Here is a 13,627-nt window from a genome sequence, read left to right as displayed (position 1 = left end):
ATATATATCCTATTACAACAATTATCGTATAAAACAAAAACTGGGAGGAATGTCACCGGTTGAATACCGGAACAATTCCTCCCAGAAAATTGCATAACCATCCTCCAATTTTAGGGGTTCAGGTCAGCTCTTTTTTTATTAGCTTTCACCGTTAACTAGATATTCTGGGGAGAATAGTTGTTTAACTTTTTCAGGAGATAAAATATGGTTTTGAATTAGTAGGTTTGGTACAGTCTTGTTTTCCTTGGTGGCTGTCTTGATTAGCTCGGTGGTCTTGTTGTAACCCAAGATAGGAGATAGGACTGTGGCGGTTACGGCTGATTTACGAACGTCATCTAGACACTGTTTAACATTGACGTCGATACCGTCTAGACAGTGGTCAACCAATGTTTCGATTGCGCGTGCCAAGTGAACTTCGGCGGTTAGGATGCTCTTGAACATGATTGGTTCAAAGGCATTTAGTTCCAATTGACCGGCTTCTGAAGCGGCAGTGACGGTGGCGTCAAAACCGATTACTTCAAAGGCAACCTGGTTCACAACTTCTGGGATAACAGGGTTAACCTTGTTAGGCATGATTGATGAACCGGCTTGGCGTTTTGGTAGGATTAATTCATTCAAACCAGATTGTGGACCGCTACCAAGTAGACGTAAGTCGTTACTGAACTTGGATAAGTCAACGGCCAATGTTTTTAAACTAGAGGAGAATGCGACGAAGTGATCTGTGTTTTGAACAGCGTCGATTAAATCTTCATCCTGTTTGAGGTCGAAACCGGTAATCTTGTTGATTTCGTCCACGATGTGATCACGGTAGTACTTAGTGGTGTTAGTACCAGTACCGATGGCAGTTCCACCCATGCTGACGGCCTTTAGTTCATTTTCAGCGCTGTTGATTCGTTTCAAATCACGACGGAATAATGAAGCGTAAGCATGGAATGTTTTTCCATAGGTAGTAGGAACGGCATCCTGAAGTTGGGTTCGACCTAGTTTAATGGTGAACTGGAATTTCTTGGATAGTTCATCTAGGATTTCGATTAATCGATTAATTTCGCTGGTTAATTTTGGTAAACGTTTAATCATTGCTAGTTTACCAGCGGTTGGGTAGGTATCGTTAGTAGATTGTGCCTGGTTAACATCATCGTTTGGATGAATGAAGACATCAGGATGTAATTTCATTGCGACATTGGCAATTACTTCATTTACGTTCATATTTGTGGAAGTTCCGGCCCCACCTTGGATGGCTGGAGTGATAAAACTCTCTGGTGAGGGGTGCTCAAGTAAGTAGTCGCAAGCATCTACGACTGTGTTATATTTTATAACATCAGTCGCTTTTGCACCGTAATTTGCGGTGATTGAGGCTTTTTTAATCTGAATGTAACTTTCGATCAAAAGCGGGTCAACTTTCTCTTCTGTAATCGGGAAATTCCTTGCGGCTCTAAGGGAGTGGATACCATACAAAGCATCATCAGGAACTTCTAGTTTACCAACACAATCTTTTTCGATACGCATAAAAACATCTCCTAAAATAGTTATATGTTATAAAATGTTACATTAAGTATAAACTAAATCTTTAATTAGTCAAATGAAATATCTAAATTTGTTTCACATGAAACAAAAGCGCCCCTAGAAAAGCTCTAGGGGCGCTAATTTTAACCAACGGAATCTTCCATTTGGTAATCAATTAATTTATTTAATTCCATCGCGTATTCCATTGGAAGTTGGTTTGAGAAGGGTTCAATGAATCCCATGATAATCATCTTAGTAGCCTGAGCTTCGGATAAGCCACGGCTCATTAAGTAGTATAGGTCGGTTTCTGAAATTTTTGAAACCTTGGCTTCGTGTTCGATTTCGGAATCACCATTGTAAATATCATTGTGCGGAATGGTGTCACTCATTGAGTCATCATCCATGATGATCGTGTCGCATTCAATGTGTGATTTAGAGTAGTGAGCATCTTCAATCATACGAATTGTTCCACGGTAGTTACAAGTTCCGCCGTCTTTACAGATTGATTTTGATACCACGTTGGATGAAGTGTGAGGAGCATGGTGCCTCATGATGCATCCGGTATCTTGGTAAATGTCACCGCTGGCAAATGCGATTGATAGCATTGTTCCGTTGGCGTAGGGACCATTCAAATCGATACTTGGGTACTTCATGGTGACCTTGGATCCTAGGTTTCCGTCGACCCATTCCATGGTGGCATTTTCATCAGCGGAAGCACGTTTGGTTTCCAGACTGTAAACATTGTCGGACCAGTTTTGAATGGTGGTGTAGCGACAAAAGGCGTTCTTCTTCACGAAGACTTCGACGTCGGCTGCATGCAAACTATCTTCTGAATAGTTAGGGGCGGTACAACCTTCAACGTAGTTCACACTGGCATCTTCATCAACGATGATTAAGGTTCTTTCGAATTGACCGGTTCGACCGGCGTTGATTCTAAAGAATGCTTGGATTGGAATCTTGGCATGGACACCCTTTGGAACGTACAAGAAGACACCACCAGACCAAACCGCTGTGTTTAGCGCAGCGAATTTGTTCATTTGAGGCGTAACTAGTTTACCGAAGTATTCCTTAACTAAGTCAGGGTGTTCCTTTAATGCCGTATCGGTATCTGAAAAGATGATTCCCATGTCGGCGAATTCTTTTTTGATGTTGGCGTAAACAGCTTCTGATTCGTATTGAGCTTCGGCACCAGCTAGGTATTTACGTTCTGCTTCTGGCACCCCGATTTTTTCAAAGGTGTTCTTAATATCTTCTGGAACATCGTCCCAACTACGTGATACTGAATCGGTCGCTCTTTGGAAGTATCTGATTTTGCTTAAGTCGAGATCAGATAGGTCGGGACCGAAGTCAGGCATGGGTAGTTTTTGGAAGATTTTAAAAGCATTCAAACGAATATCTAACATCCATTTGGGTTCATGTTTTTGTGCTGAGATTTCGCGGACGATATCTTCAGTTAGGCCATCACCGGTTGAAAAGACGGGTTTAACGTCGTCTTTAAAACCGTATTGATAATCATCATTTAAGTGTTGGATTGATTTATCGATTGATATCATCTCCGTTAATTAATTGATAAATTGCTTTGAAGGGAAGCATGGCACATTTAATGCGAATTGGTAGGTGCACGACGGATTGAAAGGCGACTAAATCACCTAACAGTTCTTCGTTAAAATCTTCGTGTGTCATCATTTTGGACATATTTAAAACGAGTTCATTGATTTGATCAGCGGATTTATCTTGAATTGCTTCTATCATCATCTGAGTGGCACCCTTACAAATAATGCAGCCATCGCATGCCACTTGTAGGTTTTCTACGTTGGGCTGCTTTGTATCAGCGGTCATCGAAATGTCATCACCACAAGTGGGATTAGTTAGATGGACGTCTGAATCAAACTGATTATTGTTAGGGCATTCACTGGCTTTTTGCATGATGATGCGTTGATAAATGTTACTTAGATCCATTGAAAAATTCCTTCATTTCGTTAATACAGTCGACTAGTCGGTTGCATTCTTCAATCGTGTTGTAAATGTAGAGACTAGCACGTAATGTCGCGTTGACTCCCAGTTTGTGGGTTAGTGGTTCGGCACAGTGTTGACCAGCTCTGACGTCGATATTCTTAGAGTCAAGGAAGGTTGCAGCGTCGTGTGGGTGAATATTGTCGACGTTAAAAGAGACGATTCCAGTTTGACGTTTAGTTGGTCCATATACTGAAACGCCGTCTAAAGCGTTAAGTTGGTCGTATAGGTATTGACCTAGTTTTTCACATTGTGCCTGCACGTTAGTCATTTTAAGTTCTTTTAGATAAGAAATTGCGGCGTCTAAACCGATGACACCCTCAATATTTGGGGTGCCGGCTTCTAGTCTGTATGGAATGTCTTTAAGCTTGTAGTCGGTAGTTGATACTGATTCAATCATCTCGCCGCCGACACGGGGACTATCCATGTTTTCTAGTAAATCTTGTTTACCGTATAAAACACCGATGCCGGTTGGTGCCATCATTTTGTGTCCGGAAAAGGCTAACCAGTCAATTGGTGTTTCTTGCACATCGATTGGTAATTCGGGAGCAGCTTGCGCACCGTCGACTAGGATGTCAGCGCCGTGTTCATGAGCCAATGTGGTTAGTTGATCAATGGGATTGATGTTTCCTAAGACATTGGAAACGGCAGTGACTGCCACTAATTTGGTTTTGTCGGAAATGATTTGTTTAGCGGCATTTAAGTCGAGGTTGGCATCTTCATTTAGCGGAATGAATTTCAAAGTTGCGCCGTTATTTTTCGCAATCTTTTGCCATGGAAGGAGGTTACTGTGGTGTTCTGCGATTGAAACCACAATCTCGTCACCATCTTTTATGTGCTTTGCATAATATCCGTTAGCGATTAAGTTAATGCTATCGGTGGTACCAGCAGAAAAGACGATTTCTTTTGCGCTACTGGCATTAATGAATGAGGCAATGTTTTGTCTGGATTGTTCAAACATTTCTGTCGTTTCCCCGGCATCAGTGTAGACGCTTCGGTGCACGTTGAAATTGTGGTGAGTGTAAAAGTTACTGATTGCGTCAATGACGTACTTTGGCTTTTGAGTCGTTGCAGCGTTGTCAAAGTAAATCATATCTGAATGCTCTTTGAAGATGGGAAAGTGATGACGAATGTTTAGACTATCCATGAATACGCTCCTCTAGGTTATTTAATAAGTGTTCTTGTACTGATTTGTCTGGGAATTTTTCAATTAAAGGTGTCAAGAATCCGCGGGTTAATAGGAAACGGGCGGTCTTGGTGTCAATTCCTCTTGTTTTTAAATAGTATAGCTGTTCGGGGTTAACTTTACCAACACTCGCAGCGTGACCGGCAACCACATCGTGATTGTCGATTAAAAGAATTGGGTCAATTTTCCCCTTACTTTCGGGACTTAAAGTCAATAGTCGACTGATTTGATCTGAATCAGAGTCGCTAGCTTCCAGCTTAATTTGACCAGTAGTATCGTATACAGTCTTGGATTTATCGGCGACGATACCACGTTGTGATATCAAGCCACTCGTATTGGGACTTTTATTGATAATTTTGGTTTGAACTACTTGGTTTTGGTTTTGATCGGATAGACTCACTAGATTAATTCTAGCGGAACTGCCCATACCATCGAGGTCAATGTTGCTGTAGTAGCGACTGTCACCATGATTAAATAGTCCGACATAAGTCTTTAAGTTGGCGTTTTGCGCTAAATAAGCATTTAAAACGCGGTGAGATTTTTCGCTATTAGTCATTGCAGCGTCATAGAAGGAGACGTTGGCGTGATCTCCTAGCAATACTTCAATCATTAGGCGGTCGTTTTTAGGGTGTTGTTTTGAATCCTTGTAGGTGAATGAAACTTCACTTCCTGAAGCAGCGATAATTAGGAGGTGTTTTTCCTGCATGTTGTGATCGACTAAGTCGGAGATGTCGATTGATTCATCAACGCAGACATCTTTAGGGATGAAAACAAACCCACCACTTTGTAGATACGCAAGATGGTTCGCATTTAATGCGTTATCACGCCAATAAATTGCTTTTTCCATCAAGTTTTCTTGGATTAGTTCCGGAAACTCGTTTGCAGCGGCGAACAAGTCCATCATGATAATGCCTAAATCCTGTAAGTTTTTAGGTGCTAAGTTTTGCGTATCTATTGAACGGAAACTAAGTTCAGGAGATTCAAAGTGAAACTTGCGAAGTGGTGCGGGAACCTTCATCGTCTTTTTCATATCGTTTGCGACAATGCGTTTAACGGTTAACCATTGTGGTTCGTTATGTGATTGGGCAAATTCTTGAACTGACATACTCATTATTCATCCACCAGCTTTACGTCGATGCCTAATTGATCACGCAATTGGGCGTAACCGTTTTGTTCTAGTTGTTCAGCTAGGTGATAGTCACCGCTGGTAACGACGCGACCACCCATCATAACGTGAACGACATCTGGTTTAACGTAACGTAAGATGCGGTTGTAGTGGGTGATGATAAGTGAAGAGAAGTGATTGTCTCGCATGTGATTGATTCCCTTTGAAACAACTTTTAAGGCGTCGATATCTAGCCCAGAATCGATTTCATCTAGGATGGCTAGATTGGGTTGAATCATCATCATTTGAAGGATTTCGTTTCGCTTCTTTTCACCACCGGAGAAACCTTCGTTAAGGTATCTGTCGGTGTATGATTCGTCGATATCTAAGAAGTCCATGACGTAGTCTAAACGTTTCATGAAGTCTAAAACTGATACTGGTTTGTCAGCCACCGCATTCATTGCGGCATGAATGAAGTCGACATTTTTTATCCCACTGATTTCAGTAGGGTATTGCATACCAATGAAGAGACCCAAACGGGCACGTTCATCGGTTGCCATGTCGTTTAATTCCTTGCCATCAAATGAGATGGTTCCTTCAGTAATTGAATACTTTGGAGAACCCATGATGGTTTGAGAAAGAGTCGACTTACCGGTTCCGTTTGGTCCCATGATGACATGGACTTCACCGTCGGGGATGGTTAAGTTTAGACCCTTGATGACTTCTTCATCTGTTTCATTGATTTTAACGTGTAGGTTTTCAATTTTTAACACAATAATCCTCCTAGTGAACTAACTTGTCCCAAAGTACGACCTTATTTTCTTTAAGGGACTTTGGCACATTGATAATTCTTTGGTTAGCACTACCGCGGAATTGAAGAGTTAAATCTTTTTGGTCTTCCATGAAACGACCATCAACTAGGATGTCGATCATTGAAAGTAGTTTTAATTTGTCATATGAATCTTTTAGTAATTCATCAAATGTGTAACCTGACCATGACCAGATATCCTTGGTGTGGCCGAATTCTTCTCTAACTCGTTTGCATAAACGAAGACATACTTGCGTATTCAAGAAGGGTTCTCCACCCAAGAGGGTAAGACCTTGAACATAATCTTTTTTCATATCTTCGATGATTTGGTCTTCTAAATCTTGTGAGTAAGGTTGTCCGTAATGGAAGTTTTGTGAGGCGACATTGTAACAGCCAGGGCATAAGAACTTGCAACCAGAAACATAGATACTGCAACGGATGCCCTCACCATCAACGAAGTTAAATGGCTTATAGTCAGCAATATATTGTTGGCTTAAGTCTTTTGCAAGCCATTCCTTAGGCTTTGGATTGTTTGGCTGTCTCTTCATGTGCGACACTTTCTACCATTCCTTTCGACATATTCTTTTGACGTGATGAAATTTCAACGTGACGACCGTGAACCATTGGACGTGCTTGAGGGTTACCCAAGTAACCACAAGTTCTCTTAACAACGTCACAGTACTTAGGATCGTGGTTACCACATTGAGGACACTTGAAGCCACGAGCGGTAGCTTCGAATTCACCCTTGAAACCACACTTGAAGCACTTATCAATTGAAGTGTTTGTACCTAGGTATCCAACATGGTCGTATGCCCAGTCCCAAACGGCTTCTAGTGCCTTAGGGTTTTGCTTTAGGTTAGGGTATTCACAGTAGTGAATGAAACCAGCTGAGGCATAGTGAGGGTAAGCTTCTTCAAATGTTAGTTTTTCAAATGGGTTAGGACGTTTTCTAACGTCGTAGTGGAAACTGTTAGTGTAGTATTCCTTATCTGTGATGTCCTTAACCTTACCGAATTTTTCGATATCGTCTTGAGCAAATGTATCAGTTAATGATTCGGCTGGAGTGGAGTATAGGCTGTAGTGGTATCCACTTTCTTTACTCCAAACACGGCATAGACGGTTTAATTCAGCAACGATGCTGACGGTGAAGTCGTGGGCTTCTTGGTTTGATTCCCAATCTGGACCGAAGAAGGCGGTACCAACTTCGTATAGTCCGATGTAACCAAGTGATACAGTGGCGCGTTCGTTTCTAAATAGTTCATCAACACTATCAGTTGATTTTAGGCGTTTACCAAATGCACCGTACTTGTATAGTAGTGGGGCGTTATCTGGTTTAGCTTCCTTGGTTCTTTCGATACGGTATGCCATGGCTTGGTGAACGATACCTAGCTTTTCTTCAAAAATGTGCCAGAACAAGTCCGTGTCACCATTAGCCAATAGTGCGATACGTGGAAGGTTAACGGTAACAACACCTAGGTTCATACGACCAGCGTTAACGGCCTTACCGTTTTCGTCAGTCCACTTAGGTAGAAATGATCGACAACCCATTGGGGCCTTGAAGTCACCGGTGATTTCACAAAGCTTGTCGTACATCAAAATATCAGGGTACATACGCTTTGTAGCACATTCGATGGCTAATTCTTTAACGTCGTAGTTTTCGTCGTTAGGGTTTAAGTTTAAGCCTTTCTTCAATACATAGATAAGCTTAGGGAAGATGGCAGTACGACGTTCCTTACCAAGTCCTTTAATACGAATTCTTAGGATGTCCTTTTGGATTTCCTTTTCAATCCAGTTGGTACCTAGACCGAAACTAACAGTTGTGAAAGGTGTTTGACCTTGTGATGAGTATAGGGTGTTAATTTCGTATTCTAGTGATTGCATAGCGTCAAAGATATCCTTCTTAGTACGGTCTTTGGCGTAGTCTTCGCGCTTGTCTTCTTCGACCCATTCTGAAGCGGTCTTTAAGTGTTTTTCGTAGTTGATTTCGGCAAATGGAGCTAGCACTTCATCGGCACGGTCGAATGATAGACCACCATATTGTAGGGATGCTACGTTGGCGATGATTTGAGAAACTTGAGCGGTCGCAGTTTGGATTGAGCGAGGTGATTTAACTTCGGCGTTACCAATCTTAAAACCGTTATTCAACATTTCTGCAAAATCAACTAAGCAGCAGTTGGTTTCAGGAGTTGCTGGTGAGTAGTCTAAATCGTGCCAGTGAATATCACCTCTAAGGTGAGCTTTGGCTACTAGTGGAGGTAGCATTTGAAGACCGATGGCCTTGCTGGCAGCCCCTGCTTCTAGGTCTCTTTGGGTGTTAAAGACGTTACTATCTTTGTTGGCATTTTCGTGAACAACTCTGTCGTAACGGTTGAATAGTTGGTCGATTCGAGCCTTTACATCGGTTGCTTTCTTGAATTTTTCAATGTCTTTTTGTTCATATTTTAAGTATTGCTCTTTAGCATCTAAGAAATCATTTTCTTCTAGAAATTGAATGATGAAGTCATGAATATGACTTGAGGTAATTTCTTCTTGATCCTTAGTAAATAGGTTCAAACGTTCAAAGAAACGCTTGTTATCTTCCTTACTAATACCCAGTTGATTTAGTACAAAATCAATCTTGTATTTATAGAATTTGGTCTTGTCACCAGAATTCTTTATAACGTTTAAATGGGCAAAAGTTTTATCAAACATTATATCAGTCCTATCCTTAAAATATACACTATAACTTGTGTCTAAAATAATGTTAACACGCATATATAGTGTAAAAACATTCTTGAATGTCAATTTGAATAGTGCGTACTGAATGATTATAATAATTTAATTTTCTCATAATACGTAGTGGTGAGCGATTTCGCTTTTTTTCGTCGAATGTTTTTGAAATTTTGTCTAAAAATGTTCAAATTGAATACTTACATATCGTGCCCAAAGTATTGATATACTAACGTTTAATAAGTAAAATCCGAATAAAAAATACAAAAAAGAACTTTATTGAAAAAGTTCTTTTGAGAATTATCTTTGGATGTTTGATTGATGGCACCTTCGATATCATCCTTTGAAAAATCGTGTTCCAAGAATTCTTTATTATCGGTAGGTAGTTGTAAGATGAATTGGTTAAATTTTTGAATGCCAAATTCACCATTGAAATTACGGAAGTCGCTTAAGTGTCCGCCAATTGATAAATCATCGGCGATGAAGTGCATATGAAAACCATATACAGCAATTTGACTAAATGGAGATGGATTATAGTATCCGATGATGGTTCCAGTAACTTTTTCTCCGTTAAAGATATGCTCACTTTCCGCTGTTTTAATTAGGTTAGGGTATGGCTTACTTTGTTTGTAAACGGATCTTACCTTAACAGATTGAAAAGTTCCGTGGAGTTTAATCGCAAATTGAGTGTTTTGCAGTTTTTCCTTGTTAAAAATTTCATCGTTTAATTCATCGATTGATAGATTATCTTTGACTTCAAAGTCTTTGAAATCGGCGAAGTGGGCGTTGCCAAATGGAACGGTGAAATCATCTGAAACGATGGTGACATTACCGTCACCAGCAATCTTGTATGGCTTGCCATCAACAATGATTAGTTCACCATCCAGACCATCACCGCTTCCGATTCCGGTATCACCATGTGATAGTAATTCCTTAATTGATAGGGTTCCATCGAAAAGTCCGGGAACTACGATGGCACCAGTTCCGTTTTGAAATAATTGGTTTGTGTTTTTCATAAATATACCTCCAATATTTTATTGATATATTCAATATTAGGGTATAATTTAACCAATTCAATTTACAAAATCTTACATGTGTTCAATTTTCGAAAAAAGGGTGATTGAATGTATCGAAACAAGCGTGATAAAACTAGAAAACAGATAATTAATGCATTTATGGAGCTAGTTTCTAAATACGGATTAAAGGAAGTAACCGTTAAACAAATTGCTGAATTAGCGGGAATCTCCAGGGGGACATTCTACCAACATTATTACGACAAGTATGCCATATTTGATGATCAAAAAAAGAAGATTTTTCAAGAAATCGTTGCTCAACAAAATGTGTTTTTAGCAAAAAAAGAATCGGCCTTACGAGTAGATTTATTGGAAGGTAAATTTGTATCTAAAATATTGGATATAGTAAAGGATAACCAAAATACTGTGGAATTTTTATTCAATCATGATGATGGATTTAGGGCACAGGCAAGTGATTTCTTCGAAAGAATAAATCAAAAGACGCTGACAAAAATTAACCCGTTGGTTACCACAAAACGAATCGAAATCATTGCTGCCGTAATTGCGACGGTTTTGATTAAGTTTATCGAACTATATAATTTATATCCTGATAAATACGACAAAGCCTTTATCTTAAAGGAAAGCCGAGAATTGATTCGGGTTAACGTATTATCAATCCTATAAAAAAAGACCCTTATAGGGTCTTTTTTATAGTTGATTTTCGTGTCGATAGATTAGGATGCATCGAATTTGGAATACAAGAATGACGATTAATTCCAATCCGACAACCCAGATGGTCTTAGTATGGAAGAAAAGTGATAAGATGCTGGCCTCAAAAGCTCCGCATAGAAAACTTAAAACCAGACCACCGTAGTAAAGTAACTTGGTTTTGAATTCGTGTTTTTTAGTCTCCAAATACAAGAATAGATTATTCATTGTTTTTTGAAGGTTTCCAGTACTAAACATGTTGGAGTATCCCAATCCAGACATTGTATTAAATGTTGAAAGTTGAAGGGCCGTTGTCAAAGACATTGAAGTCGTGATCATTAATTGTGGAACATTGTATTTCAAAAATCCCACGATTGTACAGACTGCAATTTCAATGGCTAAAATATAGACCTTCCAGTAGTTTAGTTTATGTTTATCTAGATTATGGTGAATCCAATTAGCCAATAGAATTCCGATTGAAAATGCAATCACCGGTAAAATTCTTTCTAAGAAGTGACCATAATTGAATTGTGTCAACGCTAATGCGGACAAAATTAAATTCCCTGTTTGGGTACTTGCAAATATTCCACCATGTTCGATGTAAGTGTATGCATCAAGGCAACCACCGATTGAGGTTAAGAAGAATGCCGTTGATATTTTTTCACCGAAGCGGGCGGGGTGAGGTGCGTCGATAACATTGACTCCCTTTCTCTAAAGTAATAAGTTATAACTAAGTTATTTATAAATAGTACTACCATATTGTTTCAAAATAAATAGAATTGTTTTTATTCGGGGAGAATGATTTATTTGAATTATTTAATCGCATTGTTTTTAATGATTGTTTTTGCGAAATTTTTTGGAATGCTGGCTTCTAAGATACATATTCCGGATGTTGTCGGACAAATCATGGGAGGAGTAGTCCTAGGACCATCTGTCTTAGGAGTGATTCACCGTCAAGATATTGTAATTGCATTAGCATCATTGGGGGCTGCATTATTGATGTTTGGCGCCGGTTTAACTTGCGACATTGATAGATTGAAAAAGTATTTTGGTCGGGGAGTCATTGTTGCTCTTTTTGGAGTAGTATTTCCAGTCGGATCCATTTATCTAATGTGTAGATATTTTCAACTTTCTATTATTGAAAGTGCATTTATCGGAATTGTTTTTGCAGCAACATCTGTTTCGATTTCAGTTGCTGTATTAGAAGAAATGCAGGAGCTAACATCATCAGCTGGAATTACTATTTTAGCTGCTGCGGTAGCCGATGATATTATTTCAATTGTTCTATTAAGTGTTTCTATTCCTGTTTTGGGAGTGGGAAGAGGACATGGAAATTCAGATGCGTTGTTTCTAATTATTTTGCAAATTGTTTTTTTCTTATTCTTATGGCTTTGCTATAAGATTGTAACGCTATTATTCAATACTATAGATCTTGATACAGCCAAGGCAGGAGTATATTCATTCCTATTGTGCCTATTTCTGGCGGGAACCGCTGAAATGGTCAGGTTAAGTGCAGTTACCGGTGCTTTCTTTGCTGGTCTAATTGTTAGTCAGACTAAGTTCAAAAAGGTATTAATGGCTAGACTAAAAGGGCTAGGGACTTTGCTCCCAATTCCAATCTTCTTTGTAAGTATTGGTGTTGATATGCAAATTAATGGAATCTATAAGCACTGTTCAATGTTTTTAATTCTAATAGTTCTAGCGGTTATAACTAAGTTCTTGGGTGCTTTTATCGGTGCCAAACTTAGTCGAATTGATTTAGCCAACTCCGTGGAAATCGGGGCAGGGATGATAAGTCGAGGAGAAGTCGGGATTGTTATCGCACAAGCTGGATTGGGCAGTCATTTTATTTCAACTAGCTATTATTCAACGTTGATTGCCGTGATTGTGGCGACAACAATTCTAGCTCCATTAATTTTAAAACCAGTTGTATTATGGAAACGCAAAAGAGAGTCAGTATAAACTGACCCTCTTTTTTTATGGAACATATGATATCAATACTAATATTAAATCGATGATCACAACGGTTATGATTGCACAACCTAATGATATTAATGGTAGGAATCTTTCATCACCAAAAAGACTCATATGACGAATCCTTTTATCAAATGAGTTGGTCATTTGTTTATATGATTTTTTAAGATCTTGTTTTAATTGTTTTGTGATAAGACGACAGTACTTACATTTGATTTGATTAAAAAATACATTACCGCAAATTGGACATTTTAAATGAATGATGATTAGTTCCTCCTTACTAAATTTTTACCCATTGTACCAATCGTTTTAATGGAAATAAATTTAGTGAAAAAGTTCAAAATGGACGCGGCGTTCATAAATACTCAATTAAATGTCGATAATGATTAATTATTGAACACGAAGTAAAAATAAATAAATTACAAATAGATGTTAAGTTAGTAAAATCACAATCAATTTTAAAAAATATTTCAAAAAAGCCCTGACCTGAACCCCTAAAATTGGAGGATGGTTATGCAATTTTCTGGGAGGAATTGTTCCGGTATTCAACCGGTGACATTCCTCCCAGTTTTTGTTTTATACGATAATTGTTGTAATAGGATATATAT

At 39.0% G+C, this 13,627-nt stretch carries 14 protein-coding genes; 3 read left to right on the top strand and 11 right to left on the bottom strand.

Going from position 1 to position 13,627, the window contains the following annotated elements:
* Positions 1-4: 4 nt before the first annotated feature.
* Positions 5-97 carry an IS3 family transposase gene (locus ACOMA7_RS07505; protein WP_421393017.1) on the top strand — a complete coding sequence of 31 codons (93 nt, stop codon included), beginning with the start codon at positions 5-7 and terminating at the stop codon, positions 95-97.
* Positions 98-138: 41 nt separating this feature from the next.
* On the opposite strand, the gene ACOMA7_RS07500 is transcribed toward ACOMA7_RS07505, so the two are convergent.
* From ACOMA7_RS07500 to budA, 9 genes are all read right to left on the bottom strand, one after another.
* The gene (locus ACOMA7_RS07500) at positions 139-1,506 is read right to left on the bottom strand and encodes an aspartate ammonia-lyase (protein ID WP_421393094.1); all 1,368 of its coding nucleotides are present in this window, start codon (positions 1,504-1,506) and stop codon (positions 139-141) included.
* A 140-nt stretch (positions 1,507-1,646) separates the two neighbouring features.
* Positions 1,647-3,056, bottom strand: coding sequence for a Fe-S cluster assembly protein SufB (gene sufB, locus ACOMA7_RS07495; protein ID WP_034533790.1), 1,410 nt, complete (start codon positions 3,054-3,056; stop codon positions 1,647-1,649).
* Entirely contained in the window at positions 3,040-3,462 is a 423-nt protein-coding gene (gene sufU, locus ACOMA7_RS07490) for a Fe-S cluster assembly sulfur transfer protein SufU (protein ID WP_421393091.1), read from the bottom strand. Before sufU ends, sufB begins: the two co-directional genes overlap by 17 nt.
* Positions 3,449-4,663: an aminotransferase class V-fold PLP-dependent enzyme gene (locus ACOMA7_RS07485; protein ID WP_421393089.1), complete on the bottom strand. Its 1,215-nt coding sequence runs from the start codon at positions 4,661-4,663 to the stop codon at positions 3,449-3,451. Before ACOMA7_RS07485 ends, sufU begins: the two co-directional genes overlap by 14 nt.
* A complete protein-coding gene (locus tag ACOMA7_RS07480) occupies positions 4,656-5,813 on the bottom strand; it encodes a SufD family Fe-S cluster assembly protein (RefSeq protein WP_421393087.1) in 1,158 nt (385 codons plus the stop codon). The genes ACOMA7_RS07485 and ACOMA7_RS07480 overlap by 8 nt, the downstream gene beginning before the upstream one ends.
* Positions 5,813-6,586, bottom strand: coding sequence for a Fe-S cluster assembly ATPase SufC (gene sufC, locus ACOMA7_RS07475; RefSeq protein ID WP_421393097.1), 774 nt, complete (start codon positions 6,584-6,586; stop codon positions 5,813-5,815). Before sufC ends, ACOMA7_RS07480 begins: the two co-directional genes overlap by 1 nt.
* A 4-nt stretch (positions 6,587-6,590) precedes the next feature.
* A complete protein-coding gene (gene nrdG / locus ACOMA7_RS07470) occupies positions 6,591-7,163 on the bottom strand; it encodes an anaerobic ribonucleoside-triphosphate reductase activating protein (RefSeq protein ID WP_421393084.1) in 573 nt (190 codons plus the stop codon).
* Complete coding sequence (gene nrdD / locus ACOMA7_RS07465) at positions 7,132-9,306, bottom strand: anaerobic ribonucleoside-triphosphate reductase (RefSeq protein ID WP_421393082.1); 2,175 nt, start codon at positions 9,304-9,306, stop codon at positions 7,132-7,134. The genes nrdG and nrdD overlap by 32 nt, the downstream gene beginning before the upstream one ends.
* A gap of 254 nt (positions 9,307-9,560) precedes the next feature.
* Entirely contained in the window at positions 9,561-10,340 is a 780-nt protein-coding gene (budA, locus tag ACOMA7_RS07460; RefSeq protein WP_421393079.1) for an acetolactate decarboxylase, read from the bottom strand.
* A 108-nt stretch (positions 10,341-10,448) separates the two neighbouring features.
* On the opposite strand from budA, the gene ACOMA7_RS07455 reads away from it, so the two are divergent.
* A complete protein-coding gene (locus ACOMA7_RS07455; protein WP_041152654.1) occupies positions 10,449-11,021 on the top strand; it encodes a TetR/AcrR family transcriptional regulator in 573 nt (190 codons plus the stop codon).
* A 24-nt stretch (positions 11,022-11,045) separates the two neighbouring features.
* On the opposite strand, the gene ACOMA7_RS07450 is transcribed toward ACOMA7_RS07455, so the two are convergent.
* Complete coding sequence (locus ACOMA7_RS07450) at positions 11,046-11,702, bottom strand: YoaK family protein (RefSeq protein WP_225349257.1); 657 nt, start codon at positions 11,700-11,702, stop codon at positions 11,046-11,048.
* 141 nt (positions 11,703-11,843) lie between these two features.
* On the opposite strand from ACOMA7_RS07450, the gene ACOMA7_RS07445 reads away from it, so the two are divergent.
* Positions 11,844-13,007 (top strand): cation:proton antiporter, encoded by a 1,164-nt coding sequence (locus ACOMA7_RS07445; protein ID WP_421393076.1) that lies wholly within the window; start codon positions 11,844-11,846, stop codon positions 13,005-13,007.
* Between the two features lie 523 nt (positions 13,008-13,530).
* On the opposite strand, the gene ACOMA7_RS07440 is transcribed toward ACOMA7_RS07445, so the two are convergent.
* Positions 13,531-13,623 carry an IS3 family transposase gene (locus ACOMA7_RS07440; protein ID WP_421393017.1) on the bottom strand — a complete coding sequence of 31 codons (93 nt, stop codon included), beginning with the start codon at positions 13,621-13,623 and terminating at the stop codon, positions 13,531-13,533.
* Positions 13,624-13,627: the final 4 nt, after the last annotated feature.

The sequence above is a fragment of the Apilactobacillus intestinapis genome (assembly GCF_049166695.1).
GTDB classification, from domain to species: Bacteria; Bacillota; Bacilli; order Lactobacillales; family Lactobacillaceae; genus Apilactobacillus; species Apilactobacillus kunkeei_C.
Note: the sequence above shows the minus strand (reverse complement) of the source record. Positions and strands in the feature narration are given on the sequence as shown.

Coding starts and splice junctions, on each gene's coding strand:
- ACOMA7_RS07500 (WP_421393094.1), bottom strand. CDS start 1,506: ATGCGTATCGAAAAAGATTGTGTTGGTAAACTAGAAGTTCCTGATGAT.
- sufB (WP_034533790.1), bottom strand. CDS start 3,056: ATGATATCAATCGATAAATCAATCCAACACTTAAATGATGATTATCAA.
- sufU (WP_421393091.1), bottom strand. CDS start 3,462: ATGGATCTAAGTAACATTTATCAACGCATCATCATGCAAAAAGCCAGT.
- ACOMA7_RS07485 (WP_421393089.1), bottom strand. CDS start 4,663: ATGGATAGTCTAAACATTCGTCATCACTTTCCCATCTTCAAAGAGCAT.
- ACOMA7_RS07480 (WP_421393087.1), bottom strand. CDS start 5,813: ATGAGTATGTCAGTTCAAGAATTTGCCCAATCACATAACGAACCACAA.
- nrdG (WP_421393084.1), bottom strand. CDS start 7,163: ATGAAGAGACAGCCAAACAATCCAAAGCCTAAGGAATGGCTTGCAAAA.
- nrdD (WP_421393082.1), bottom strand. CDS start 9,306: ATGTTTGATAAAACTTTTGCCCATTTAAACGTTATAAAGAATTCTGGT.
- budA (WP_421393079.1), bottom strand. CDS start 10,340: ATGAAAAACACAAACCAATTATTTCAAAACGGAACTGGTGCCATCGTA.
- ACOMA7_RS07455 (WP_041152654.1), top strand. CDS start 10,449: ATGTATCGAAACAAGCGTGATAAAACTAGAAAACAGATAATTAATGCA.
- ACOMA7_RS07445 (WP_421393076.1), top strand. CDS start 11,844: ATGATTTATTTGAATTATTTAATCGCATTGTTTTTAATGATTGTTTTT.